Source organism: Achromobacter sp. CF-sbj1-Ac2-l (genome assembly GCF_052698165.1).
Genome location: NZ_CP199855.1, coordinates 6,118,510 through 6,144,979, shown reverse-complemented (window position 1 = coordinate 6,144,979; position 26,470 = coordinate 6,118,510). Strand labels below are relative to the sequence as shown.

At 66.3% G+C, this 26,470-nt stretch carries 24 protein-coding genes; 15 read left to right on the top strand and 9 right to left on the bottom strand.

Going from position 1 to position 26,470, the window contains the following annotated elements:
* Positions 1-42 precede the first annotated feature (42 nt).
* Entirely contained in the window at positions 43-2,898 is a 2,856-nt protein-coding gene (uvrA, locus tag ACUDCK_RS28205; protein ID WP_420867711.1) for an excinuclease ABC subunit UvrA, read from the bottom strand.
* A gap of 134 nt (positions 2,899-3,032) precedes the next feature.
* Here uvrA and ACUDCK_RS28200 point away from each other — a divergent pair, with 134 nt between their 5' ends.
* From ACUDCK_RS28200 to ACUDCK_RS28180, 5 genes are all read left to right on the top strand, one after another.
* A complete protein-coding gene (locus ACUDCK_RS28200) occupies positions 3,033-4,217 on the top strand; it encodes an MFS transporter (protein ID WP_175167913.1) in 1,185 nt (394 codons plus the stop codon).
* A 282-nt stretch (positions 4,218-4,499) separates the two neighbouring features.
* Complete coding sequence (gene ssb, locus ACUDCK_RS28195) at positions 4,500-5,021, top strand: single-stranded DNA-binding protein (protein ID WP_026382027.1); 522 nt, start codon at positions 4,500-4,502, stop codon at positions 5,019-5,021.
* A gap of 770 nt (positions 5,022-5,791) precedes the next feature.
* A complete protein-coding gene (locus tag ACUDCK_RS28190) occupies positions 5,792-6,097 on the top strand; it encodes a DUF4148 domain-containing protein (protein WP_054500256.1) in 306 nt (101 codons plus the stop codon).
* 80 nt (positions 6,098-6,177) lie between these two features.
* Positions 6,178-6,483: a DUF4148 domain-containing protein gene (locus ACUDCK_RS28185; protein WP_054500257.1), complete on the top strand. Its 306-nt coding sequence runs from the start codon at positions 6,178-6,180 to the stop codon at positions 6,481-6,483.
* Between the two features lie 130 nt (positions 6,484-6,613).
* Positions 6,614-7,204 carry a TetR/AcrR family transcriptional regulator gene (locus ACUDCK_RS28180; protein WP_064523974.1) on the top strand — a complete coding sequence of 197 codons (591 nt, stop codon included), beginning with the start codon at positions 6,614-6,616 and terminating at the stop codon, positions 7,202-7,204.
* Between the two features lie 89 nt (positions 7,205-7,293).
* On the opposite strand, the gene ACUDCK_RS28175 is transcribed toward ACUDCK_RS28180, so the two are convergent.
* The 3 genes from ACUDCK_RS28175 to ACUDCK_RS28165 form a co-directional block, all read right to left on the bottom strand.
* Positions 7,294-8,148: an isochorismatase family protein gene (locus ACUDCK_RS28175; protein ID WP_175167914.1), complete on the bottom strand. Its 855-nt coding sequence runs from the start codon at positions 8,146-8,148 to the stop codon at positions 7,294-7,296.
* A gap of 311 nt (positions 8,149-8,459) precedes the next feature.
* Entirely contained in the window at positions 8,460-9,077 is a 618-nt protein-coding gene (locus ACUDCK_RS28170; protein ID WP_064523978.1) for a TetR/AcrR family transcriptional regulator, read from the bottom strand.
* Positions 9,078-9,202: 125 nt separating this feature from the next.
* On the bottom strand, positions 9,203-11,377 hold the full coding sequence (locus tag ACUDCK_RS28165) for a malate synthase G (RefSeq protein ID WP_064523982.1): 2,175 nt from the start codon (positions 11,375-11,377) through the stop codon (positions 9,203-9,205).
* Between the two features lie 237 nt (positions 11,378-11,614).
* Between ACUDCK_RS28165 and glcC the strand changes: the two genes are divergently transcribed.
* Entirely contained in the window at positions 11,615-12,373 is a 759-nt protein-coding gene (gene glcC / locus ACUDCK_RS28160; protein WP_054430861.1) for a transcriptional regulator GlcC, read from the top strand.
* A gap of 81 nt (positions 12,374-12,454) precedes the next feature.
* Here the strand turns inward: glcC and ACUDCK_RS28155 are convergent, their stop codons facing one another.
* The 5 genes from ACUDCK_RS28155 to ACUDCK_RS28135 form a co-directional block, all read right to left on the bottom strand.
* On the bottom strand, positions 12,455-13,573 hold the full coding sequence (locus tag ACUDCK_RS28155) for a saccharopine dehydrogenase family protein (protein WP_064523983.1): 1,119 nt from the start codon (positions 13,571-13,573) through the stop codon (positions 12,455-12,457).
* Between the two features lie 206 nt (positions 13,574-13,779).
* On the bottom strand, positions 13,780-14,175 hold the full coding sequence (locus ACUDCK_RS28150) for a DUF4148 domain-containing protein (RefSeq protein WP_175167915.1): 396 nt from the start codon (positions 14,173-14,175) through the stop codon (positions 13,780-13,782).
* Between the two features lie 394 nt (positions 14,176-14,569).
* Positions 14,570-14,980 carry a DUF1090 domain-containing protein gene (locus ACUDCK_RS28145; RefSeq protein WP_054500263.1) on the bottom strand — a complete coding sequence of 137 codons (411 nt, stop codon included), beginning with the start codon at positions 14,978-14,980 and terminating at the stop codon, positions 14,570-14,572.
* Positions 14,981-15,051: 71 nt separating this feature from the next.
* A complete protein-coding gene (gene ubiA / locus ACUDCK_RS28140; RefSeq protein WP_054500264.1) occupies positions 15,052-15,978 on the bottom strand; it encodes a 4-hydroxybenzoate octaprenyltransferase in 927 nt (308 codons plus the stop codon).
* Between the two features lie 100 nt (positions 15,979-16,078).
* Complete coding sequence (locus ACUDCK_RS28135; RefSeq protein ID WP_116791322.1) at positions 16,079-17,281, bottom strand: aminotransferase-like domain-containing protein; 1,203 nt, start codon at positions 17,279-17,281, stop codon at positions 16,079-16,081.
* Between the two features lie 168 nt (positions 17,282-17,449).
* On the opposite strand from ACUDCK_RS28135, the gene ACUDCK_RS28130 reads away from it, so the two are divergent.
* From ACUDCK_RS28130 to ACUDCK_RS28090, 9 genes are all read left to right on the top strand, one after another.
* Positions 17,450-17,935 (top strand): GAF domain-containing protein, encoded by a 486-nt coding sequence (locus tag ACUDCK_RS28130; protein WP_049077169.1) that lies wholly within the window; start codon positions 17,450-17,452, stop codon positions 17,933-17,935.
* A 308-nt stretch (positions 17,936-18,243) separates the two neighbouring features.
* On the top strand, positions 18,244-19,137 hold the full coding sequence (gene dapA / locus ACUDCK_RS28125) for a 4-hydroxy-tetrahydrodipicolinate synthase (RefSeq protein WP_049077167.1): 894 nt from the start codon (positions 18,244-18,246) through the stop codon (positions 19,135-19,137).
* Between the two features lie 124 nt (positions 19,138-19,261).
* On the top strand, positions 19,262-20,038 hold the full coding sequence (locus ACUDCK_RS28120; RefSeq protein WP_054500268.1) for a sterol desaturase family protein: 777 nt from the start codon (positions 19,262-19,264) through the stop codon (positions 20,036-20,038).
* Positions 20,022-20,930 carry a fatty acid desaturase gene (locus ACUDCK_RS28115; protein WP_054419900.1) on the top strand — a complete coding sequence of 303 codons (909 nt, stop codon included), beginning with the start codon at positions 20,022-20,024 and terminating at the stop codon, positions 20,928-20,930. The genes ACUDCK_RS28120 and ACUDCK_RS28115 overlap by 17 nt, the downstream gene beginning before the upstream one ends.
* A 35-nt stretch (positions 20,931-20,965) precedes the next feature.
* On the top strand, positions 20,966-22,897 hold the full coding sequence (locus ACUDCK_RS28110; RefSeq protein WP_175167916.1) for an iron-containing redox enzyme family protein: 1,932 nt from the start codon (positions 20,966-20,968) through the stop codon (positions 22,895-22,897).
* Positions 22,894-23,790, top strand: a complete 897-nt coding sequence (locus ACUDCK_RS28105) for a DUF6999 family protein (protein ID WP_054500270.1) — start codon at positions 22,894-22,896, stop codon at positions 23,788-23,790. Before ACUDCK_RS28110 ends, ACUDCK_RS28105 begins: the two co-directional genes overlap by 4 nt.
* A gap of 127 nt (positions 23,791-23,917) precedes the next feature.
* A complete protein-coding gene (locus ACUDCK_RS28100; protein ID WP_175167917.1) occupies positions 23,918-25,201 on the top strand; it encodes a putative Na+/H+ antiporter in 1,284 nt (427 codons plus the stop codon).
* Positions 25,202-25,445: 244 nt separating this feature from the next.
* Positions 25,446-25,763: an FmdB family zinc ribbon protein gene (locus ACUDCK_RS28095; protein ID WP_054500272.1), complete on the top strand. Its 318-nt coding sequence runs from the start codon at positions 25,446-25,448 to the stop codon at positions 25,761-25,763.
* A 17-nt stretch (positions 25,764-25,780) separates the two neighbouring features.
* Positions 25,781-26,443: a DUF502 domain-containing protein gene (locus ACUDCK_RS28090; protein ID WP_054500273.1), complete on the top strand. Its 663-nt coding sequence runs from the start codon at positions 25,781-25,783 to the stop codon at positions 26,441-26,443.
* Positions 26,444-26,470: the final 27 nt, after the last annotated feature.

The following is a 26,470-nucleotide window of genomic DNA, read 5'->3' as shown; positions in this document are numbered from 1 at the left end:
GCCGATTCCCCTTAGTGACAGGCCCTGATTGCGCCGCGCCGTTCAGCCGCCGGGCGTGCGGCGCAGCAGTTTGCCGAGATAGTGTCCGGTGTGGCTTTCCGGCGTCGCCGCCACGTCTTCCGGCGTGCCTTGCGCCACGACCCGGCCGCCGCCGTCGCCGCCTTCGGGGCCCATGTCGACGAGCCAGTCCGCGGTCTTGATGACGTCCAGGTTGTGCTCGATGATGAGCACGGTGTTGCCGCTGTCCACCAACTGGTTGAGCACCTGCAGCAGCAGTTCGATATCGCGGAAATGCAGGCCGGTGGTGGGCTCGTCCAGAATGTACAGCGTGCGGCCGGTGCTGCGGCGCGACAGTTCCTGCGACAGCTTCACGCGCTGCGCTTCGCCGCCCGACAGCGTGGTGGCGCTCTGGCCCAGCCGGATGTACGACAGGCCGACATCGATCAGCGTGTGCAGCTTGCGCGCGATCGCCGGCACCGATTCGAAATACTCCAGCGCCTGCTCGACGGTCAGGTCCAGCACTTCGCTGATGTTGCGGCCGCGGTAGCGGATCTCGAGCGTTTCGCGGTTGTAGCGCTTGCCGTGGCAGACGTCGCAGGGCACGTACATGTCGGGCAGGAAGTGCATCTCGACCTTGACCACGCCGTCGCCCTGGCAGGCCTCGCAGCGGCCGCCCTTGACGTTGAAGCTGAAGCGGCCGGGATCGTAGCCGCGGGTGCGGGCCTCGGGCACGCCCGCGAACAGTTCGCGGATCGGGGTGAACAGGCCGGTGTAGGTGGCCGGGTTGCTGCGCGGCGTACGGCCGATCGGGCTCTGGTCGACGCTGATGATCTTGTCGAAGTTCTCCAGGCCCTGCATCGCGGTGTAGGGGGCGGGTTCGCTCTGGGCGTGATGCAGTTGGCGCGATACCGCCACCGCCAGCGTGTCGTTGACCAGGGTCGATTTGCCCGAGCCGGATACGCCCGTGACGCAGATCAGCCGGCCGGCAGGCAGGCGCAGGTCGACGTTCTTGAGGTTGTTGCCGGTGGCGCCGGTGAGGGTCAGCCAGGGCAGCTCGTCTGTGACGGGGCGGCGCTGCGGGATGGCGATGGCGCGTTGGCCGCTCAGGTACTGGCCGGTGAGCGAATTCGGGTCGCGCTGCACGGTCTCGGGATCGCCCTGCGCCACCACTTCGCCGCCGTGCTCGCCCGCGCCCGGGCCCATGTCCACGACCCAGTCGGCCATGCGGATCATGTCCTCGTCGTGCTCGACCACGATGACGCTGTTGCCCAGGTCGCGCAGGTGCTGCAGCGTGCCGATGAGGCGATCGTTGTCGCGCTGGTGCAGGCCGATGGAGGGCTCGTCCAGCACGTACATCACGCCGGTCAGGCCCGAGCCGATCTGGCTGGCCAGGCGGATGCGCTGGGCCTCGCCGCCGGAGATGGTGTCGGCGCTGCGGTCCAGCGACAGGTAGTTCAGGCCGACGTTGTTCAGGAAGCTCAGGCGCGCCTCGATCTCGCGCACGATGCGCTGCGCGATCTCCTGCTTGGATCCGGTCAGGGTGAGGTCGCGGAACCACGCCAGGCAGGTCGAAAGCGGCATCGCTTCGACTTCATAGATGGCCTGGCCGTGGCGCTCGCCGCCGCGCGGATCCTGGCCGATCAGTACATTGCGCGCTTCCGGCCGCAGGCGCGATCCGCAGCAGTCGGGGCAGGTCTTGATGTTGCGGTACTTGCCCAATTCCTCGCGCACGGTGGCCGAATCGGTCTCGCGCCAGCGGCGTTCCAGGTTCGGAATCACGCCTTCGAAGGTGTGGCGCTTGACGGTGCTGCGGCCTTTTTCATTCAGGTACAGGAACGAGATTTCCTCGTCGCCCGAGCCGTAAAGCACTTTGTCGCGCAGCGCCTCGGGCAGGTCCTCGAAGGGCGCCTCGATGTCGAATTCGTAATGCGCCGCCAGGCTGGTCAGCAGCGAGTGGGTGAAGGCGTTGCGGCGGTCCCAGCCGCGGATGGCGCCGGCCGCCAGGCTCAGCTCGGGGAAGGCGACCACGCGCTTGGGATCGAAAAACCCCACCTGGCCGATGCCATCGCAACTGGGGCAGGCGCCCATCGGGTTGTTGAAGCTGAACAGGCGCGGTTCCAGTTCCGGCAGGCTGTGGCTGCACACCGGGCAGGCGTAGCGGCTGGAGAAGACCTGTTCACGGGCGCCGTCCATGTCCAGCGCCAGCGCGCGGCCGTCGGCCAGTTGCAGCGCGGTCTCGAAGCTCTCGGCCAGGCGCTGCTTGCTTTCGGGCTTGATGCGCAGGCGGTCGATGACCACGTCGATGTCGTGCTTCTCGGTTTTCTTCAGCGGCGCCATGCCGTCGATTTCGACCATCTGGCCGTCCACGCGCAGGCGCACGTAGCCCTGTGCCTGCAGGCTGGCGCATTCGTCCTCGAAGCTGCCTTTCTTGCCGCGCGCGATGGGGGCCAGCACCGCCAGCCGGGTGTCGGCCGGCCAGGACAGCACCGCGTCCACCATCTGGCTGACGCTCTGCGCCTGCAGCGGCAGGCCGTGGTCCGGGCAATAGGGCGTGCCGACCCGCGCGTACAAGAGGCGCAGGTAGTCGTGGATCTCGGTGATGGTGCCGACCGTGGAGCGGGGGTTGTGGCCCGCCGCCTTCTGCTCGATCGAGATGGCCGGCGACAGGCCCTCGATCAGGTCGACGTCGGGCTTGTCCATCAACTGCAGGAACTGGCGCGCGTAGGCGGACAGGCTTTCGACGTAGCGCCGCTGCCCCTCCGCGTAGAGCGTATCGAATGCCAGCGAGGACTTGCCCGAGCCGGACAGGCCGGTAACCACCACCAGTTTGTGGCGCGGCAGATCCAGCGAGACGTTCTTGAGATTGTGGGTGCGGGCACCCCGAATGCGTATGGTCACGTCTATCGGGCTCTTTTAAGCGGTTGCAAAGGCCAACTTGGTACTATAGCGCGCCGAGTCCCCAGGCCATAGATCAGACCGCCAGCGCATGACATTCACGCGCGAACGGCCCTCGTCATCGTTGAAAATTCCGCATGCCGGCAGACACGAAACTGAAATTGACCCCTTCCGAGCGCCGTGCCAGCGTGGCGCTGGCCGGTTTGTTCGCCGCGCGGATGCTGGGGTTGTTCCTGTTGCTGCCGGTGTTCGCCGTGGCCGCCCGCGGCCTGCCCGGGGGGGATGACCCCGCCCGCGTCGGCCTGGCGCTGGGTATGTACGGCCTGACCCAGGCGTTCATGCAAATTCCCTTCGGGCTGGCGTCGGACCGCTGGGGCCGCCGGCCGGTGGTGCTGTTCGGCCTGCTGCTGTTCGTGGCGGGCAGCGTGGTCTGCGCGCAGGCCGACGACGTGTTCTGGATCACCATCGGTCGCGCCATCCAGGGGGCCGGGGCCATTTCGGCCGCCGTGACCGCCTGGCTGGCCGACGCCACCCGTGACGAGGTGCGCACCCGCGCAATGGCCATGGTGGGCGGCTCGATCGGCCTGTCGTTCGCCGCGTCGCTGGTGCTGTCGCCGCTGCTGGTGGGCTGGTGGGGGTTGTCGGGCCTGTTCTGGACCATCGCCTGTCTGGGCGTGGTGTGCCTGGCGGTGGCGCGCTGGGTGGTGCCGGTGGTGCCGCGTACGCAGGCCCGCAGCATGCAGGCCGCCAGTCCGCGCCAGGTGCTGACCCATGTCGACCTGCTGCGGCTGAATTTCGGCGTGTTCGTGCTGCACCTGATCCAGGTGTCGCTGTTCGTCGTGGTGCCGGCGTTGCTGGCCAAAGTTGGCGGCCTGGATGCGCGTGAGCTCTGGAAGGTGTATCTGCCTGTGATCCTGGTGTCGTTCGTGTTGATGGTGCCGGTGGTGTTCGTGGCCGAAAAGCGCCGCGCCCACCGGGGCGCCTTGCGCGCCGCCGTGGCCGGCCTGGTGCTGGTGTGCGCGCTGCTGCCGGCGGCCAGCCACGGCTTTTACACCCTGGCGGCGGCGCTGACCGGCTTCTTCGTGGCCTTCAACGTACTGGAGGCGCTGCAGCCTTCGCTGGTGTCTCGGGTGGCGCCGCAGGCCTACAAGGGCCTGGCGCTGGGCTTCTACAACACTGCCCAGGCCGCAGGCCTGTTCACCGGCGGCGCATTGGGCGGCTGGATCGCCTCGCATTCCGGCCCCGGTGCGGTGTTTGTCGGCGCCGCGGTGCTGGCCGCCGTCTGGCTGGCCGTGACGTGGGCGCTCAAGCCGCTGGCCTAGAAGACCGCGGTTGGCGAAAGTCGCGGATCGCGCCGCCAACGGTGTCCAACAGCGGTGAAATCGTTTCCCTGGACGGATGGCTTTGTCACCAATCGGGTTTGGCGCGCCAGACGCTTTTCGTCGATAATAGAAGGCAAATTAGGGCTTCACCGGCGTCGCCGGTCATCGCTGCGATGACCGGCGAGTTTCATGAAGCCGGTCTTCAACATCGCTATTTATGTTGTTGCCGGCGCGCTCGCGGCAACGCGTGGCACAGGCTGTCAACAACAGAGGGACAACGGCATGGCATCGGTTAACAAAGTCATTCTCGTGGGCAACCTGGGTCGCGACCCGGAAGTCCGCTACAGCCCCGACGGGGCCGCAATCTGCAACATGTCCATCGCCACCACCTCCACCTGGAAGGACAAGGCATCGGGCGAGCGCCGCGAAGAAACCGAATGGCACCGCGTGGTCATGTACAACCGCCTGGCCGAAATCGCCGGCGAATACCTGAAGAAGGGCCGCTCGGTCTACATCGAGGGCCGCCTGAAGACTCGCAAGTGGCAGGACAAGGACACTGGCGCTGACCGCTACAGCACCGAAATCGTGGCCGACCAGATGCAGATGCTGGGCGGCCGCGAAGACGGCGGCGGCGGTGGCGGCAGCTACGGCGGTGGCGGCGGCTACGACGACGCGCCCGCGCGCCAGCCGCAGCAGCGCGCCCCGGCACAGCGCCCGGCGCCGCAGCAGCGTCCCGCGCCCCAGGCAGCGCCCGCCGGCGGCGGCGCCAACCTGGCCGACATGGACGACGATATTCCGTTCTGATCGCGTCTTCCGCGACGGTTCACGAACAAAGCCCGGCAAGCCTTGCGCTTGCCGGGCTTTGTGCCGTTTGGGCGCCGCCACGGCCGCGCTGCTGCGGGAGCCGCTGTCTTTCCAGGGAAATCTCGCTATCTATCCACAGGCTGTGCACAGCATTTCAACAGCTTGCCCACTGGTTTTCGGGCCTTGTCCACCGTTTGTTCACAGGGTCTGCCAGGCAGGTCCCTTGCCTGCCCGGGCCGGCGTGACGGCAGATCAACCCGCAGGATTTCGGATCCGGACTTCCCCACCGGCACGCAAGCCGCGCGTAGACTCGATCTGCAGGCAACAGAGGGGGCTTGCCGGCTCCAGGCTGCACACAGCATATACACAGCTTGTGCACCGTGATTCGGGGCTTTTCCACAGCTTTTCAACAAGGGGGCGAAAGGGCGCATTCCGACCTCGCTGCAGCGGCTTGATGTTCCCCATCTGGGGCTGGGGCACCCGCGAGGCATGCCACGGTGACGGAGCGGCCGAAGGGGAAGAGAGGGCCTAGGAGGGCATGAGGAGGAAAAGCGCAGCTAGGCAGAATGAAATATTTAGTTTCATAAAAGCCTCTTGCGCTATCTATCTAGTAGTAGGTAAGATTCATCCATCGACGCAGCACCCAGCAACACCGCCGCGCCGCCCCAAACCAGAAATACAGTAGCACCCCTTTTTTATTTGCCGTGTTGTCTACCTATAAGTAGATAGTTTAAACGAAACATCCTCATCATCGTTATCTGGAGATCATCATGAAGACCCTCGTATCCGCCCTGATCCTGTCCGCTTCCTTCATCGGCGCCGCCCAAGCCGGCGAACTGGACTACCCGCCCGCCCTGAACACCCAAAGCACGGTGACGCGCGCCCAGGTGCAGCAAGAACTGGCTGCCGCCCGCGCCAACGGTGAACTGGCGACGACCGAAGAAGGCTATGCCGCGACTACGTTCGCCAGCGCCGGTGACAAGAGCCGTGCCCAGGTGAAGCAGGAACTGGCCGCCGCCCGTGCTCAAGGCCTGACCGACAGCGGCGAACTGGATTACCCGCCCGTTCAAGGCTGATCTTTTTCGACCACATGCCTATCTATACATAGATAGCTTTTCCGAACTGTAGTACCCAATCCTTTTTCCGGAGATCCACCATGAAGACCCTCGTATCCGCCCTGATTCTCACCGCCTCGTTCCTGGGCGCCGCCCACGCCGGTGAGCTGGACTATCCGCCCGCCGCGGACACCCAAAGCACGGTGACCCGAGTCCAGGTGCAGCAAGAACTGGCCGCCGCCCGTGCCAACGGCGAACTGGCCAGCGGTGAAGAAGGCTACGCCGCCACCGCCTTCGCCAGCGCGGGCGACAAGAGCCGCGCCCAGGTGAAGCAGGAGCTGGCCGCCGCCCGCGCCCAAGGCCTGACCGAAAGCGGCGAGCTGGACTACCCGCCCGTGCAAGGCTGAGTTCGATGACGGCCACTGCGAACCTCGGGGGGCGGGATCATTCCCGGCCGGGGTTCGCACGGTTGCATCGGATCTGCGCCTAGGGATACCGCCGATGACGAACCGACCTATTAGTAGGTAATATTCAGCCATGGACACTCCGACCCCCAACACCACCCGCGACCAGCTCCTGGCCCACGCCGAGAAGCTGATCCGTACCCGCGGTTGCAACGGCTTCAGTTATCGCGATCTGGCCGAGCATGTGGGCGTGAAGACGTCCAGCATCCACTACTACTTTCCTGGCAAGGACGACCTGCTCTACGAGGCCGTTGAAGCCTACAGCGCCCGCGCCCTGGCGTCGGTGCGCAGCATCGACACCGCGCAGCCGGCCCACGCCCAACTCGACGCCTATCTGTCGATGATGGAGTCGAAGGCCTGCGGCCACGGCGAACTGTGCTTGGGCGGCATGCTGGCCGCCGAAATGATGAGCCTGCCCGACCGCGTACGCGGCGCGCTGCAGGGATTCTTCCGTGCGCACGAAGCCTGGTTGACCCGGGTATTGGCGCAAGGCGCCCAAGAAGGCACCCTGAAATTCTCGGGCACCGCTGAAGCGGCCGGCCGGGCGGTCTTCGCCACGGTGCAGGGCTGCATGCTGGTTGCACGCCTGTTCCAGGCGCCGCCGGCCCTGTGCGAGGCGATCAGCGCCCTGTACGTCGAGTGCCAGGACAAGCCCGCCGCCTGATTCACCAGCTTTGCCATCGCCACACGGCCGCAACGCGCACGCGTGCGGCCGTTGTCATTTGATCGCCGCGGATTGCGGCGTCGCCGGCCTCAAGCCAGAGCGCGCGCCATGTCCACGCTGCTGCGCGCCTGCATGCCGAGGTCGCGCATGCGCTGCAGGAACCCGGATTGCGCATCCGCGAAGCCCGTGACCGGGCTGATGCAGTCGGTCAGCAGCACCACGCGCGACAGGTTGCCGCCGGGCAGGTGCTCGGCGATGTGTTCGACCGTGGCCTTGACGCAATGGCTGCCGGCCACGCCCGCGACGATGATGAGGTCGGAACGGTCCAGCGAATCGAGCAGCTTGCGGTTGAGCTGGCTGCGCGGGTCGTCGGCATCCGGCACCTCGGCCATCAGTGCGCTGTAGTGCTCGGTCCACGGATTGGCGCCCTTGGGAACCTTGCGCACGATGTATTGGCGTTCGTCCTCCCAGCGGCCATAGGCGGCGCGCACGTCCGGATGGACGTTGTGGCCCCACGTGCCGATCTCGCAGTGCACCGGCCAGACCATCAGCGTGTAGCGGCCGCGCGCCTCCAATTCATCCAGATACGACAGTGTCCGCGGCAGGTCGTCGACGTGGCGGGGCTCGAAGGCGCCCGAGCGCACCTGGCCGGCGGTGATGGGGGTGAAGGGCGCCACCGGCCGGCCATCGCCGCTACGCCAGAAGGTCGGATGGGCGATGTCGAGCCGATGGTGCGAATCCAGCGTGACGGTGATGGCCGACAGCGCGGGCGCGGTGGCATCGATGAAGCGCGCCAGCCGTTGCATGTCGGCATGTGCGCCCGGCACAGGCAGTGCGGGCGCGACTGCCTGGCCCGTCAGCGGATCGGCGGGCAGGTATTGCGCGGGGAGGTCGCAGAAATCGTTCTGCGGATCGATGATCAGTAGGTGAACGGAGCGCGACATGGGGCAGAGACGGGGAGTGAAGGTGAAATATAGACCGGGATGCGCGCCGCAGGCGAGCGCCACGCGCCGGTCCGCCCCGCAAGCCGGCCAGCCCGCCGATGGGCGCGCCTAGAACAGCACCAGATGCTGCGGCTGGTCCGGTAACTGGCGCAGGAGGGCGCGCCACATCAGCCAGAGACGCGCCAGCGCCGCAATGAAGACGGCCCCACCGATGTATAAGACCATGACTTCGTTCCCTTTTTCAAAAATCGCACGATCGTGCGAAATTAGCCGAAAAAAATACCGGCCCATGCCGGCGTCCGTTGCAACGGCTACGCGATGTACTTGAAGCTGCGATATGTGGAAATCAGCCGCTCATAGGCGTCCCGCACCCGTTCACGGGCGCGTGGATCGCGCAGGAAACGGGCGTCATGCATCAGCCCGATCATCAGGCTGTATACCTCGAACACCAGTTGTTCCGGATCGGTGTCCGGCCGCAAGTGGCCTTCTTCCAACGCCTGGCCGACCGTGCGCACCATGGTGGCGCGCCAGCGCTTGAGGCGCTCTTCCAGCACCGCCCGCAAGGGCGACTCGACGTCGTCGAACTCGAAAGCGCCCGCCACGTAGATGCAGCCGGTCAGCAACTCGACATTGCAGGCGCGATCGATCCATAGCGTGACGAGCGCGTTCAGCCGCGGCAGGCCGCGGGGTTGGGCCATGGCGGGCGTGAAGACGGCCGCCACGAAACGGCGGTCGTATTCCTCGAGCACGGCCTGCTGCAGGGCCTCGCGCGATCCCACCCGCGAGAAAACGCCGCTCTTGCTGATGCCCAGGCGCTTGGCCAACTGACCGAGCGACAGGCTCTCCAGCCCCTGGGCGGCGGCCATGTCGAGGGCCGCGTCCACGATGGCCGCGAAGGTCAGCTCGCTTTTTTCGGTCTTGGCAGTCATGGCGCGAATTTAGCACGACTGTGCGAAAAATGCGCGTTTATCGCGCCGGGTCGGGGCGGCGCCAAAAAAAGCGGGCAGCCTGGGCTGCCCGCCGTTCGGGTGTTGCGCCCGGTGGGGCGCTCGACTCAGGCCTGCGCGGCCTTGAATTCCAGGCGGAACTTGTGCAGCAACGGCTCGGTGTAGCCGTTGGGCTGGGTCAGGCCTTCGAAGACCAGCGCGCACGCCGCCTTGAACGCCAGCGAGCCATCGAAATTGCCGGCCATCGGCAGGTAATGGGGATCGCCGGCGTTCTGGCCGTCCACCACCTTGGCCATGCGCTGGAAAGTCTCCATGACCTGCTCCCGGTTGGTCACCCCGTGGCGCAGCCAGTTGGCGATGTGCTGGCTCGAAATACGCAGCGTGGCGCGGTCTTCCATCAGGCCGACGTTGTGGATGTCTGGCACCTTGGAGCAGCCCACGCCCTGGTCGATCCAGCGGACCACGTAGCCCAGGATGCCCTGCACGTTGTTGTCCAGTTCCTGCTGGATGTCGGCAGCGGACCATTTGGCGCGGTCGCCCACCGGCACCGTCAGCAGGCCGGCCAACAGTTCGTCGCGCACGCTGTCGAGCCTGGTGCGTTCCAGTTCCTGCTGGACCGCCTGCACGTCCACCTGGTGGTAATGTAGCGCGTGCAGCGTGGCGGCCGTGGGCGACGGCACCCAGGCGGTATTGGCGCCGGCCTTGGGATGGGCGATCTTCTGTTCGAGCATGGCGGCCATCAGGTCGGGCATGGCCCACATGCCTTTGCCGATCTGCGCGCGGCCGCGCAGGCCGGCGTCCAGGCCGACCAGCACGTTGTTGCGCTCGTAGGCGGTGATCCAGGCGGTGGACTTCATGTCGCCCTTGCGCAGCATGGGGCCGGCTTCCATGCTGGAATGCATCTCGTCGCCGGTGCGGTCGAGGAAGCCGGTGTTGATGAACGCCACGCGCGACGCCGCAGCCTGGATGCAGGCCTTCAGATTGATGCTGGTGCGGCGCTCTTCATCCATGATGCCCATTTTCAGGGTGTTGCGCGGCAGGCCCAGCAGGTCCTCGACGCGATCGAACAGCTCGCTGGCGAACGCGGCCTCGACCGGGCCGTGCATCTTGGGCTTGACGATGTAGACCGAGCCGGTGCGCGAATTGAGCCTGCGCTCGCGATCCTGCAGCGCCGCCAGGCTGGTGACCACGGCGTCGAGGATGCCCTCGGGGATCTCCTGGCCGTCGCGGTCCAGCACCGCCGGGTTGGTCATGAGGTGGCCGACGTTGCGCACGAACATCAGCGAGCGGCCATGCAGCGTCAGCGCCGAACCGTCAGGACGCGTGTACTGGCGATCGGCGTTGAGCTTGCGGGTGAAGGTCTTGCCGCCTTTGGTGACCTCCTCGGTCAGGTCGCCCTTCATCAGGCCCAGCCAGTTGCGATAGATGTGGACCTTGTCTTCGGCGTCGACCGCGGCGACCGAGTCCTCGCAGTCCATGATGGTGGTCAGCGCGGCCTCAACCAACACATCCTTGACGCCGGCGGCGTCGGTGGCGCCGATGCTGTGGGCGCGATCGATCTGGATTTCGAAATGCAGGCCGTGGTTCTTGAGCAGGATGGCCGTGGGCGCGCCGGCGTCGCCCTGGTAGCCGGTGAACTGGCTCGGCGTCTTGAGCGTGGTGGCGCCGTTCGACAGCGCAATCTTCAACTGGCCGTTCTCGACAGAGTAGCCGCGGGCCTCCGCGTGCGAGCCTTGTGCCAATGGCGCGGCGGTGTCGAGGAACTGGCGAGCGCGGGCGATGACCGCGCGGCCGCGCTCGGGGTTGTAGCCGGCGCCGTTGTCGCCCGGCGTGGCGGGAATCGCGTCGGTGCCGTAGAGCGCGTCGTACAGGCTGCCCCAGCGCGCGTTGGCCGCGTTCAGCGCGTAGCGCGAATTGGACATCGGCACGACCAATTGCGGGCCGGCTTGCTGCGAGATTTCGGTATCGACATTGTCGGTGGTGGCGCGCACGGAAGCCGGCTGCGGCAGCAGGTAACCGATGCCTTCCAGGAACTGGCGGTATGCGGCCGGATCGACGATCGGGCCAGGATGGGCGCGATGCCAGGCGTCGAGTTCGGCCTGCAGGCGGTCGCGTTCGGCCAGCAGGGCGCGGTTCTTGGGCGCCAGGTCATGCACCAGGGCCGAGAATCCCTTCCAGAACGCGTCGACGTCCAGCCCGGAGCCGGGCAACGCTTCCTTTTCGATGAACTGGCTGAGATTGGCCGCCACTTGCAGGCCGTGGTGCTGGGTGCGTTGAGTCATGCGGATCTCTGACGGTAGTAGGTCTGGGCGGCGCGGGCGCCGGGCGAATCGGTCCTGACATCATCGTTCGCACCTGACCCAAAGTCCATATCAAAAACCGCTGGTCATACCAGTTTATTTGGCGGCGGTTCGGCAAACATCGTTTTTTTATGGTTCTATATCAGTAACTTACAAAAGCCGGGAGCGACGGATCAATGATGGCTGTGGCATGGTCATACCACTGGTCCGGAAAACGCAATGCATGCGGAAACTGAAGCGAAACCCCGCCAGGTGGCGGACGAGGTGGCCGAGCGCATCGAGCGCCTGATCCTGGACGGCGTCCTGAAAGCGGGCCAGGCCTTGCCATCGGAACGGCGCCTGACGGAAAAACTGGGCGTGTCTCGCACCGCGCTGCGCGAAGGGCTCAAGCTGCTGCGCGCGCGCGAGATCATCCATACCTCGCAGGGCAAAGGCTCGTTCGTGGCCCGCATTTCCAAGGTGGACGCGGGGCCGTTGATGCATCTGTTCAATTCGCAGCCGCGCACCCTGTATGACCTGCTGGAAGTGCGCTCGCTGCTGGAGGCGGATTCGGCGCGGCTGGCGGCGTTGCGCGGCACCGAGGCCGACTTCATCATGATCCGCCGTCGCTACGACGACATGGTCAACACGCAGGCCGCGGATACCGCCACGCACGCGCACCTGGACCACGCCTTTCACCTGGCGATCTGCGAGGCCTCGCACAACCCGGTACTGGTGCACACGCTGCAGTCGCTCAACGACCTGATGCTCGGTTCGGTGTTCGCCTGTGTGAACAACCTTTACCACCGCGAGCCCGAAAAGCGCCAGATCGACAAGCAGCACGCGCGGCTCTTCAACGCCGTGATCGGCCGCCAGCCGGAGCAGGCGCGCCGCGCCGCGGCCGATCACGTCGACAGCGTGCGGCAGAACCTGGCCGAGATCGAACAGGAAGAGCAACGCCTGGTGCGGGCGACGCTGCGCCTGGAAGGGTGGACCTGAACGCCGCGGCGCGGACCCGCGCGGGCCTATGACCGGCCCGCTGCGCGATGAAGCCGCGCGCGCCGCGGCGTGCCGCCAGGCTCAGCGGTCTTCGGTCACGGCGCCGGCCAGGGCCAGCGGCTTGCCGGCATAAACGCGGCCAAAGCGGTTGGCCAGCAGAGCCTCGAGCGAGATCTGTTCCTGGCCCACGAAGCCGCGCTGCGGCAGCACCCCCTGGGCGACGAGATCCAGCGCCGCGCAGATGCCTGCCGCCGTCGATAACTGGATGGCGCTGAGCCGGTGGCCGTCGACGTCGGCGCCGAACACGCGTATGGGGTAGGACTCTTCTTCCAGCCGGCCGTGGCGGTGACCCGAGGCCTGCGCCTGGATGACGATGACGTCCTGTTCGGTGGTGGGAATCGCGGTCTCGAAGATATCCTTGAGCAGGTCGCGGCGATCGCGCAGGCGCAGATCGTTCAGCAGCAGCTTCATCAGGTTGCAGTGCCCGGGGTAGCGCACCGACTTGTAGTCCACGTTGCGGGCGCGTCCCAGCAGGGTCGCGGGCAACGTGCCCAGGCCGCCCGAAGTGTTGAAGGCCTCGTACTCGACCCCGTCGAGCGCGAAGGTCTCGTAGCCTTCAAGCGCAGGCACGCTGGTGAGTTGGCCGTCGACGATGGCCTCGCACGGATTGCAGTATTCATTGATCAACCCTTCCGTGCTCCAGGTCAGGTTGTAGCGCAGACTGTTGGACGGGTAGCGCGGCAACGCGCCCACGCGCATGCGCAGGTCCAGCAAGGTGTCGAAGCGCCGCGCCAGCGCATGGCCGACGATGCCGATGAAGCCCGGCGCCAGGCCGCATTGCGGCATCAGCACCGCGCGGGCGTCGCCGGCCAGCGCCTGGATGGCATGGGTGCTGGCGACATCTTCGGTCAGGTCGAAATAGTGCACGCCGGCCTGACTGCACAGTTGCGCGACCGCGATGGCGCGATGGAACGGCAGGGCGTTCACGACCGCGTAGCGGCCCTCGAGGCAGCGGGCCAGCGAGGCGTCATCGCTGATCTGGCGCGTCTCGCAACCCAGTTCCGCGACAGCGCGCAGCCGCGCCGGATCCTGGTCGGCCACCAGGACCGAATAGTCGCCGCTGCGCTCGAGCATCAGGGCGATGGCGAAACCGATCTTGCCGGCGCCCAGGAGGAGGATGGGCTTGGGGGAGGGGGACATGGTGCGGCTCCTGCATAGAGGGGGATGGGTTGGCCTCATCCTATGCGCGGGCGCTGTCGATTTGTAGATGCCAAAGCGTCGAAGCGGCTATCAGTAACGTCGTTATGACTTAATAGCCGATCGAAACGTCAAAAGAAAAGCCCCCCGGGTGAGGCCGGAGGGCTTTTGGGGGGCGATTGCCAGGGCCTGGAAGCCAGGCCGTGCAATCAGCTGCCCATGGGGGGGTAGTCCATGTTGCCGAAGGTGACCAGGCCTTCCGCCTTGGCTTGGGCCAGTTCGGTCTGGACCTGGCTGCGGCTCAGCGACGTGGTGCTGGCGGCGTGGGCGACGGGCGGGTAGTCCATGTTGCCGAAGGTGACTTCACCAGCGTTCTTGGCCTGGGCCAGTTGCTCCTGGACTTGCTGCGAGGTCAGGCTCGACTTCGAGGCGATGGCGGCGGGATAGCCTTCTTCGCCGAAGGTGTATTGGCCGGAAACCTTGGCTTGTTGCAGTTCGGCTTGAACCTGGGCGCGCGTCGGGCCTTGGTCGGCTTCAGCGGCTTGGGCGCCAGCGGCGGCCAGAACGGACATGGACAGCATCAAAGCGGTAGCAAGGGTTTTCATAGCAGACCTCCATATGTCTTGAGCTTGGGATCCGATCCTCTGGCCTGATTGCCGGGGGTCGCTTGCTGTGTCCCGATGAGATGCATTCTCGGCTCAAATTACCTTGGGATAAACCCTTATTACCTGAAAACATCTTTCCAAAATGAATACTAATCAGGCGGGAACTTACCAAATGGCACCATAGGTGGCGATATTTCCATTTGATGATGCAATAGGTAGTGGTCGACGGGGAGATCGGCGTGGAGCCGCGCGCCTGGACCGCCCAATGGGGCGTTCGCGGGCGCGTCAGGCGTGCCTGGAACAGGCAATAACGAGAGCCCCCGCGTGGCGCAAGCCGGGGGGAAAGAGGGCGCGCCCCCGGGACTAGGCCCAGGGGGGCCAGAGGGGCGAGGGATCAGCGGTTCAAATCGGCCAGCGCGGCGTCGTATTCGGCGCGCGCCTCATCCAGCTTGCGCTGGGCCTTGAGGATCTTTTCCTCCTTGCCCTTGGCGCGTGCGGCCTTCAGCTCGTCCTCACGCTCGGCCACCTTGGCCTGCTTGTCGCGTACGTCGGCCTCGCGCTCGGCCTCCAGGCGACTGTCGGTGCAATGCGCTTTGGTTTCTGCCAGCGCTCTCTGCAGGCCCGCGACGCGATGCGAGTTGTTGTGAGCGCGTGCGTAGCTGAGCTCGCGTTCGAGGTGGCAGATCTTGGCGGCGCAGCCGCGTTGCGCCGAGCATTCGGCGTGGTCGTAGGCGTATGCCGGCAGCAGGCCGGACAACGCGCTGGCCGCGGTGGCGGCCAGCAAGGTTTTGGTCAAAGCGGACATGCGGGTCTCCGTAAAACACGTCTCGGAGCGGGCATCATCCCTTAAGCGTGGGGCATCCGCAATGAGCCGGATCAGCCGATCAGGGTGCCCGCGAGCGCCGCCGCGACCAGCATCGCGCCCAGCCAGAGGTTGGCGCGGAACAGCATGAAATTGCGGTCGGGGCGCTGGATGTCGAACACTTTCAACTGCCACGCCAGGTGCACGGCGATCGCCGCCATGCCGACGTAATAGGCCCACGACATGCCGATGGCATAGCCGCCCCAGGCCCACAAAATCACGGTGCCAAGATAGAAGCCGCCGATCCATAACTTGCCCTGGTCGCCGAAGCGCATGGCCGTGGAATGCAGGCCCAGGCTGCGGTCATCGCGCACATCGACGTAGGCATAGATGCTGTCGTAACCCACCTGCCACAGCACCGCGCCGAACCACATCGCGATGGCCGCCAGGGGCACATGGTTCTGCGTATCCGACCACGCCATCAGCATGCCCCAGTTGAAGCAGATGCCCAGCACTACCTGCGGCCAGTAGGTCACGCGCTTGCACAGGGGATAGATGAAAACGAACGGCAGGACGGCCACGGCGAGCCAGCGGCTCATGCCATTCAGGAAGAACAAAAGCGATCCGCAGACCACCAATTGGCCCAATAAAAACCAGACTGCATTACGCATGCTGAGCTGCCCGCTGGTCAGCGGACGGAAGCGGGTGCGTTCGACGTGCTTGTCGAAGTTGCGATCGCACATGTCATTGACGGTGCAGCCGATGCCGCGCATCAGCAGCGCGCCCAGCGAGAACACCACCAGGCGTTGCAGGTCGGGCAGGCCGCCAGCGGCCTGGACCAGCGCGGCGATACAGGGCAGCAGCGTCAGCCAGGTGCCGATGGGGCGATCGAGCCGGCACAGCCGGGCGTAGGGCCGCCACGATTTGGGCAGCCAACGTTCGACCCAGTCGGTGAAAACGATGTCGCTGAGGTCGACGGGAGAGGATTGCGGAGCGCTCACTGTCACGGCGAAAGAAAAGGGAGGAAAGCCGACAGCATAAAACAACGGCCGGGCATCGCGCCCGGCCGTGGGACCGTCAAGCGTGGTCAGGACCCGGTTTTCAGGCCGCGTATTCCTTGAGCAGCTTGCCCAGGATGGCAATGCCGGTGCGGATCTTGTCTTCCGGCACCGTGGCGAAGCTCAGGCGCAGCGTGTTGGCGCGACCGGCGCCGCTGTAGAACGGCGCGCCCGGCACGAACGCGACGTTCTGGGCGATCGCCTTTTCCAGCAGCTTGGTGCTGTCGATGTGCTCGGGCAGCGTCACCCAGATGAACATGCCGCCTTCGGGCTTGGTCCAACTGACGGTGGCGGGGAATTCGCGGGCGATGGCGTCCAGCATGCAACTGCCCTGGGCGCGGTAGATCTCGCGCACATTGGGCAGGTGCTCTTCGAGGAAGCCGTCCTTGACGATCTCGTACACGGCCATCTGGGTCAGCGTGGGCGTGTGCAGGTCGGTGGCCTGCTTGGCCTGCACCAGCTTGTGGATCAGCGGACGGGCGGCGGCGATGTAGCCCAGGCGCAGGCCGGGAGCCAGCACCTTGGAGAACGTGCCCAGGCGCACGACGTTGGCGCCGTACTCGGCGGCCAGCGCGATCAGGCCCGGCTGCGGTTCGCCGGCGTAGCGCAGTTCACCGTAGGGATCGTCCTCGATGATGGTCAGGCCGAGCTCGGCGGCGCGCTTGACCAGCGCGATGCGGCGTTCCAGGCTGAGAGTGCGGCCGGTGGGGTTCTGGAAGTTGGGCAGCGCGTACAGGAAGCGGGCGCCGGCGGCCAGTTCGGGGGTGATGGCTTCGGGGATCAGGCCGCCGTCGTCGGTGGGCACCGGCACGTACTTGGGCTGGTACAGGCTGAACGATTGCAGGGCGCCCAGGTAGCTGGGGTCTTCGACCAGCACCTTGCTGTCCTTGTCGACCAGCACCTTGCCCAGCAGGTCGAGCGCCTGCTGCGAGCCCGAGACGATCAGGACCTGGTCGGCGGCGACGTTGGCGCCGGCGCGGTTCAGGTCGTCGGCGACCCATTGGCGCAGCGGCGCGTAGCCTTCGGTGGGGCCGTATTGCAAGGCCGCGCGGCCGTTGGTGGACAGTACCTTGTCGAATGCCGCACGCACCACTTCCACCGGGAAGCCGCCGGGCGCCGGCAGGCCGCCTGCGAACGAAATGACTTCGGGCCGCTCGGTGACCTTGAGGATCTCGCGGATGGCGGAGCTGGTGAGTTGCTGGGCGCGTTCGGAAAAGGCGAACGTCGGTTCGAGAGGCTTGTCCATGGTTTGCTTCTTAATCAAGAAGGGGAGTGACGGGGTGATGACAACGGGGCGGTAAAGACGTTACTGCGTAAACTATTGTCCCACAGCGTGGCAAGGCGGCCCCTTTATCGTGGGCAGCCCCTAAAATCACTTGCATCGATAATCGCCTGTACAGTTACATTTAGATATATGTTTGAAGCCGCCCCGATCACCGCCGACTCCAAGGCCGCGCTGTACGCCGAACTGGCCAAGCAGGCCCGCGCCCTGCTTGACGGCGAGCACGACCGCATCGCCAATGCCGCCAACCTGAGCGCGCTGGCCTACCAGGCGCTGCCCGACCTGAACTGGGTCGGGTTCTATCTGTTCGACGGCACCGAGCTGGTGCTGGGCCCGTTCCAGGGCAAGCCGGCCTGCGTGCGCATTCCGCTCAATCGCGGCGTGTGCGGCGCGGCCGCCAGCCAGCGCCAGACGCAGTTGGTGCCCGATGTGCACGCGTTCCCCGGCCACATCGCCTGCGACGCGGCCTCGCGTTCCGAGATCGTGGTGCCGCTGGTGCACCAGGGCGAGTTGATCGGCGTGTGGGACGTGGATAGCCCGGTGCCGGACCGTTTCGACGAAGACGATCGCCAGGGCATGGAAGCGCTGTGCGCGATCTTCCTGGCCAGCCTGCGTTGACAGGGGCGCGGCGGCCCGGTAGATTTGCGCATCGGTCGTTCGCGGCCGGTTTCAACCCTTTATTCCATTCATGATTTCTCAGGCCATCCTGTCCGCTTTCCTGTTCCGCGCCCTCAGCGTGGATACGGTTTGCGCCGGCCTGAAATCCAAAAAACAGCCGCTCATCTGACCGGAGCATGCTGTTCCGTCAGATGGGCGACGGAACAGCGGCCTCACGGCGGCGCCACGGCGCCTTCGCGCGCACCCCCTAGTATCCCGAGCACTTCTGTACGGTCCAACCACGGTCCGCTTACACCGAAGGAGTGTTCATGCAAACTCATCAATCCCCGTTCCAAGGCGTCTGGATCCCCCTGGTGACGCCGTTTTCCGGCGGCGCCGTCGATGGCGGGGCCTTGCGCCGCCTGGTGCGCCATTTCAAGGCCGCGGGCGTCGACGGCCTGGTCGTCTGCGGCAGCACGGGCGAAGCCGCGGCGCTCGACGACGCCGAGCAACTGGCTGTGCTGGACGCCGTGCTGAACGAGGCCGGCGCCATGCCGGTGGTGATGGGCCTGGCGGGCAATCACCAGGGGCACGTGCTGCAGCGCCTGGCCGCGTTCGGCACCCGGCCGCTGGCCGGCATCCTGGCGCCGGCGCCCTACTACGTGCGCCCGGGGCAGGACGGCGCGGCCGCTTATTTCCGCAGCCTGGCCGATGCCTCGCGCTTTCCCCTGGTGCTGTACGACATTCCCTATCGCACAGGCACAACGCTGGAGACCGCGACATTGCTGTCGCTGGCCGCGCATCCGAACATCGCCGCGATCAAGGATTGCGGCGGTTCGCTCGACAAGACCCTGGCCCTGATCGCCGACGGCAACATGAACGTGCTGGCGGGCGAGGACCTGCAATCGCTGTCGCTGCTGTGCCTGGGCGGCAGCGGCCTGATCGCGGCGGCGGCGCACATCCGGCCCGATCTGTTCGTGGCCATGTACCAGGCGGTGCGGGCGCAGCAACTGGATCTGGCCCGCAAGCTGTTCCAGGCGCTGGCGCCGGTGATCCAACTGGCGTTCGCCGAACCCAATCCGGGGCCGGTCAAGGCGCAACTGGGGCGCCAGGGGCTGTTGAGCGCGGAGCTGCGCGAGCCGATGCCGGCCGCGAGCGCGGCACTGGCACGGCGCATGGACGCGGCGGTAGCGGGCTTGAACCGGCAGTTTCCCTGCCAATAGGCGCAACTTTGGCCCGGGAGCGGCAGCTTTGTGGCGTCCAGATTCATTTGGTAATAAATGTCTCACCGCGCCGCTGACGGATTGCTTATGATGCGGCCATTCTCCGGGGTGAAACAAAACGTTCATGGCCCAAGCTTTTGTCGCGTTGTCCGCCTGGCAGGTCATGCTGGCGGGCCTGCTGTTCTTCGGCGGCATCTACCTGCTGTTCGGCGCGGCCACTTGGCTGCTGACCCAGCACATCCTGCCGGCGCTGGGCATCGGCCGGCCGCTCGATCCGCGGCCGCTGGCGCCGGGCCAGTTGCGCCGTGAATTCACGCAGTCGGGCGTGTCGATCCTGCTGTTCGGCACCGGCATGATCTTCCCGTGGGGCCTGCTGCAATTGGGTTGGGCGCACCTGGACCCCGACGCCAGTTGGCAGAAGATCACGCTGGAGATCCTGGCGCTGGTGGCCTGGAACGATGTGCATTTCTGGATCAACCACCGGCTGCTGCACACCAAGCTGCTGCGCCGTTTCCACCTGCCGCACCACCGCTCGGTGGTGACCACCCCGTTCTCGACCTACAGCTTCCATCCGATCGAAGCGCTGATGCTGGGCAACGTCATCATGCTGCCGATGGTGCTGCATGATTTCAGCTTCTGGTCGCTGGCGTCGGTGCCGCTGTTCAGCCTGTTCTTCAACTGCATCGGCCACGCCAACTACGACTTCTTTCCCAACGTGTCGTATGCGCACTGGTTTGCGGCGAGCCGCCGGCATCACCTGCACCACGCCTGCTACAACGGCAATTTTGGTTTCCAGTTCACGTTCATGGACCGCCTGTTCCGCACCCGGCTGAAGGCCGAGGCGGCCGCGCCCCAGCTGGAAGCTTTCCGGCAGCGAGAATCGCTTGGCGGACGGGCTTAGCAAGACGCGCCGGCTGCCCGCGCTGCGCAACAGGCGCGATTGGCAGAGCCTGGCCTACCTGGCCGCGCTGCCCGCCCTGGCGGCGTGGCAGTGGCTGCATGGCTTCTGGTGGCCGCTGTACGCGCTGATGCTGTTCCTGACGCTGGGCATCGGCGTGATCCACCACAACCACACGCACATCCGCATGTGGCATGGCCGCTGGGCCAACCGCGCCACCGATTTCTGGATCACGCTGCTGCAGGGGCATCCCACTTTCGTGTTCTATCCGGCGCACGTGGCCAACCACCACCGCTACAAGCACGGCGCGCGCGACGTGGCACGCACCTATCGCTTTGGCGGCGATACGAATCACCTGTGGGGCTATCTGATCCATCCGGTGCAGGCCGTGTGGGTGCTGTATCCGCTGTTTTTCGCCTGGCTGGGACGGCTGCGCCGGCACTGGCCGGGCGCGTGGCGCTACTGCATGTGCCAGTACGGCGCCTGGCTGGGGCTGTGGGGCGGCCTGCTGGCCATCAATCCGGTCAAGGCGCTGGTGTTCGTCATCATCCCGCAACTGCACGGCCTGCACTGGCTGCTGGCCACCAACTACCTGCAACACGCGCACGCCGATGGCGGACCGCGCGCGGTGGCAGGGTTGAACTACGCCCGCAACTTCGAAGGGCTGGTCAATCCGCTGCTGTTCAACATCGGCCTGCACACCGCGCACCACGAGAATCCGCGCGCGCACTGGGCCGAGCTGACCCGCTTGCATCGCGACCATTACCGGGCCCGCGTGACGCCCGCGTTGAACGAGGGCGGCCTGACGCCGTACATGTTCCGCGTGTTCGTGCTGGGCACCTTCCTGCCGCGCTTTCGCAGCCGCTCGTGCATGGCGCCCGAGCACGTGCGCTAGCGCCGCCACTCCATACCTGCCAAAAGAGACCCGCCATGCCTATCGCGTTCAATCGTGTCTACCTGGAAAGCGCCGGCTATTTCATGCCGGGCGAACCCGTGTCCAACGAGGCCATGGACAGCTACATCGCGCCGCTGAACCGCATGTCCAGCCGCATCAAGAGCCGCATCCTGGCCGAGAACGGCATCAAGCAGCGCTACTACGCGATCGATGCCAAGGGCGCCACCGTCTTCACCAACGCGCAACTGGCCGCCAACGCCATCCGCGATTGCCTGCGGCGCAATGACGGCGATCTGGCGGACGTGTCGCTGCTGACCAGCGGCTCGTCCGGGGGCGACGCGCTGATGCCGGGCTTTGCCAACATGATCCAGGGCGAGCTGGCCGCGCATCCGATGGAGACGCTGTCGGTGCACGGCATCTGCGCCGCGGGCGTGTCGGCGATCCAGGTGGCGGCGCAGGGCGTCGAGATGGGCGGCCATGCCAGCGCGCTGGCGGTCGCGGCCGAGTTGCCGTCGCGCCTGTTCAAGCGCTCGCGCTTTGCCGCGCGTGGTTATGACGCCGACTTCGACGCGCATTTCCTGCGCTGGATGCTGTCCGATGGCGCCGGCGCCTTGCTGCTGGGACGCGGCGGCCGGCCGTTGCCGGGCGCGTCCAAGGGCGTGCGGCTGCGCCTGAAGTGGGTGCACCAGCGCTCGTTCTCGGGCGACTATCCGGTGTGCATGCAACTGGGCCTGTCGGCCGACCGGCAGAAGGGCCACCTGGACTATCCGTCGTGGAACGAGGCCGAGGCCGATGGCGCGCTGTCGCTGCGCCAGGACATCCGCCTGCTGCCGCACCTGTTCGATATCGGCATCCACGAGTACGCCAAGCTGGTGCGCGACGGCTGGCTGGATCCCGACCAGGTCGACCACTTCCTGTGCCATTACTCGTCCGAGAAATTCATTCCGGTGGTCGAGGACCTGATGGAGAAGGCCGGCCTGGTGATCCCGCGCGAGCGCTGGTTCAGCAACCTGGCCTGGCGCGGCAACACCGGCGCGGCGTCGATCCTGATCATGCTGGCCGAGTTCCTGGAAACGCGCGAGATCAAGCCGGGCGAGCAGATATTCTGCTACATCCCCGAGTCGGGCCGCTTCATGGCGGCCTACATGCTGCTGGAGGCCGAGGCCGCGCATGACGCCGCGCCGTCGGTGGCCGTGGGCGCCACGCCGGCCGCGGCCGGGCGCGAGGACGCCCACAGCGCCGATGCCGACGCCATCGCGCCGCCGCACGATCCGGACATGGCGCCGCAGGGCCTGGGCCAGTTGCTGACCGAACTGGCGGCGATCTGGCACGACTACCGCTCGCGCGTCTGGCGCACGCCGGTGGTGCGGCGCCTGCGCAACCGCCGCTTCGAGACCGCCGACTACCTGAACTGGATGGAGAACTGGATCCCGCAGGTGCGCGAGGGCAGCAAGTGGATGCGCGAAGGCGCGGCCTCGCTGACCGAGCAGTACCAGCCGCTGGCCGCGCTGATCGACATGCACGCCGGCGAGGAGCAGAACGACTTCCAGATCCTGTTCCAGGACTACCGCACGGCCGGCGGCAGCATCGACAACATCGATGCGCTGCGCCGCAACCCCGGCGGCGAGGCGCTCAACGCCTATCTGCACAGCCTGGCCGCCACGCGCGACCCGATCGGCCTCCTGGGCGCCATCTACATCATCGAGGGCACCGGCCAGCGCATCGTGCCGGCCCTGCTGCCGCTGCTCAAGGCCAGCCTGAAGCTGCCGCCGGACGCCTTCCGCTTCCTGGAATACCATGGCCACAACGACGAGAACCACCTGGCGCGCTGGCTGTCGGCCGTGGAGCTGGCGCTGGACTGCGACGAGGACGGCCGCGCCGAGCAGCGTATCGTCGACACCGCGCGACGCACCGCCGCGCTGTACCTGATGCAGTTTCATCACGTGATGGAGGATGACGCCGCATGAACAAGGAACCGGAATTCCTGGCCAAGGGCCACGATCCCGCCGATCCGAGTCCTTGGCTGGCCCTGTACCTGGACCGCAGCACGCCGCTGCCGGACAAGGTCAAGAAGGCCTGGCTGACCGATTCGAGCTGCGGCTCGCGCCAGTACCTGCTGCCGTTCCTGCGGCCGCTGGCGCGCGCCTGCATCATCCTGATCCAGATCATCAAGACCTTCCTGCCGCGCCGCTGGTCGCATTCGCGGCTGCTGCATCGCATCCTGGCGTGGGGCCTGAAGCGCTTCGTCTCGCCCGAGGCCAACTGGCTGATCCTGCGGCACTTTCACCTGGGCGCGCAGATCCTGTCGTTCATCGCGGCCAACTCGCCGGTGCGCATCACCACCACGCCGCTCGAACCGATGGAGATCGACGATCTCAAGGACGAACTGTTCGTCAAGCACGACCTGAACCTGTTCAACTTCGTGATCCGGCTGAACCAGGCGTTGCGCGACGCGGGCGTGGAAATGCATGCGCCCGAGCGCGTCGACTTTTCGATGATCCGCGATCCTGATCTGAAGCTTGAGGACATGCCGCAGGGCAAACTGAATTTTCTTGACCTGCAAAGCGCCATCGAGCTGTTCACGCCGCTGTATCAACTGATGCTGACCGACAACGACTTCTGGCGCGCGGCCAATTCGCTGCAACTGGACGAGACCATCGGCATCTACGCGGCCAAATTGCTGGGCGCGCCGCAGCACCTGATCCTGGTCAACAACAGCCATCCGCTGGTGCCCATGTCGACGCTGCGTGCCGGGTACCGGCTGGTGCTGCATGGGCTGTCGACCGAAATGCTGCACAGCCTGCTGATGGAGATGCGCGATGCGCAGCAGGGCGGCGAACCGCCCGCGCCGATCGCCTGAAAAGTGGTCGAATCCTAGCGTTGTCCCTGTAGGGCGGGTCGGGTTCGCTACGCTATAGTGCGACCCTTGTCCGCCGATTCGGGGTCGCGTGCGCGCGGCCCGGGTCTTCATTCCGGAAGCGCTTTCGATGCCCCAGCCCATAGAGATCATCGCCACCCTCCTGTTCGTCGTGGCGGTGTTGCACACCTTTTCCGTTCCCATGTTCGCCCGCCTGGCCCATCGCGGCGGGCCGCATGCCGGCTTTTGGCACCTGCTGGCCGAGGTCGAGGCGGTTTTCGGGGTGTGGGCGTTCGCCCTGATCGTGGCGATGGCGGCACTGTCGGGGCCGTCCGCGGCCATCGGCTACATGGACACCCGCAACTTCACCGAGCCGCTGTTCGTCTTCACCATCATGGTGGTGGCGGCCAGCCGGCCGATCCTGGAGCTGGTGGGGCTGCTGGTGCGCGCCACGGCGCGCGCGCTGCCGCTGCCGCGCGAGCTGGCGACGTTCTTCGTGGTGATGTCGCTGGTGCCGCTGGGCGGCTCGTTCATCACCGAGCCGGCGGCCATGACGCTGGCGGCGATCCTGCTGCGTGATGCCTATTTCCGCACCAGCGGCCGCGCCGGCTTCAAGTACCTGACGCTGGGCGTGCTGTTCGTCAACGTGTCGATCGGCGGCGTGCTGACCTCCTACGCGGCGCCGCCGGTGCTGATGGTGGCGTCCACCTTCGGCTGGGACTCGGCCTTCATGGCGCAGCATTTCGGCTGGCGCGCGGCGGTGGCGGTGTGCCTGAACGCGGGCCTCTTGACCTTCATCTGCCGCAAGGCGTTGCGGGAGCGTTCGGTGGGCACGGGCGGCGGGGTCGACGCCCCGGAGGGCAAGGACAACCGTCCGCCGGTGCCGGCGCTGGTGATGCTGATCCACCTGGTGTTCCTGGTGGCGGTGGTGCTGAGCGCGCACCACCCGGCAATCTTTCTCGGCTTGCTGATGATGTTCATCGGCTTTGCCGAGGCCTACAAGCGCCACCAGAACCGTCTGCTGATCAAGGAAGGGTTGATGGTGGGCTTTTTCCTGGCCGGCCTGGTGGTGCTGGGCGGCCTGCAGAAATGGTGGTTGCAGGACCTGTTGGGCGGGCTGGAGCCGTTCGTGCTGTTCTGGGGCGCGACCGCGCTGACGGCCATTACCGACAACGCCGCGCTGACCTACCTGGGGTCGCTGGTGGAAGGCACCAGCGAGGCCTGGCGCTATATGCTGGTGGCGGGCGCGGTGACGGGGGGCGGCCTGACGGTGATCGCCAATGCCCCGAATCCGGCCGGTTTCGCCATCCTGAAGAATCATTTCCCGGATGGCAGCATCTCGTCCGGACGGCTGTTTTTGTCGGCGCTGGGGCCGACGGGGGTGGCCGCCCTGATGTTCCTGTTGCCTGTCTGAGGGAGTGGGGCGAGCCCCACGGCGGCGCCCCCGGGCGCCCCGCCGTGGGGGCGCCGCCGGCCTTTCACGAAAAACCGCTAAAATTCAAGACTTTCCCGTATTTTTCCGGCCGTGCCCGGCCGTTGTCCGGTCCAAGCCAGTTCCGGCCCCGGGGCCTTCCGTTGGAAGACCCCTCGCGCCCCTGGTTTTGCGCAGGTCCGGCCGACGGTCATAGATATACCGGACCCGCGCCTGGGAGCCCTCGATGCCCATCTACGCCTACAAGTGCAGCGCCTGCGGCCATGCCAAAGACGTCCTGCAGAAGATTTCCGACGCGCCGCTTTCGGTTTGCCCCGAATGTGGCCAGAGCACGTTTTCCAAGCAAGTGACCGCGGCTGGCTTCCAGCTCAAGGGCTCGGGCTGGTACGTCACCGATTTCCGCGGCAACGGCAGCGGCGGCCAGCAGGCCACCGGCGCCAGCGCCCCGTCGGCGCCCGCTGAAAGCGCCGCGCCGGCCGCCAGCGCACCGGCGGCGCCGGCCGCTGCCCCCGCGCCCGCCGCGGGGCCGTCCACCGCCTCCTGAGTAACCGCGCGATGCGTATGCGCGTCATCAAAAAGTACTTCATCACCGGCCTGCTGATCTGGGTTCCCCTGGTCATCACGGTGTGGGTGCTGGGTCTGCTGGTCGCCACCCTCGAAGGGTTCGTGCCTGGCTTTCTGTCGTCCGAATCGCTGTTCGGCGTCGATATTCCCGGCTTCCGCTTCGTCCTGGTCATCGTGGTGGTGCTGCTGACGGGCATTTTCGCGGCCAACCTGATCGGCCGCACCATGGTGGACCAGTGGGAAAGCCTGCTGGGCCGCATCCCCCTGGTGCGCTCGATCTACAACTCGGTCAAGCAGGTCAGCGACACCGTGCTCGCCCCGAACGGCCAGGCGTTTCGCCGTGCGGTGCTGGTGCAGTATCCGCGCGCCGGTAGCTGGACCATCGCATTCGTCACCGGCACGCCCAGCGGCGAAGTGGCCGAGCGCCTGCCCGGCGACCACATCAGCGTGTACGTGCCGACCACGCCGAATCCCACGTCCGGCTTCTTCCTGATGGTGCCCCGTGCCGACACGGTGGACCTGCAGATGAGCGTGGACGCGGCCTTGAAGTACATCGTTTCCATGGGCGTCGTCGCCCCGGGTCCGGCCGTGCCGGGCGCCCGGCCGGCGCCGCTCTCTCCGACGCCGGACGCGCAGCGCGCGCCGGGCGTCGACCTGTAACCCTTTACGCTACTACCAAGCACACAA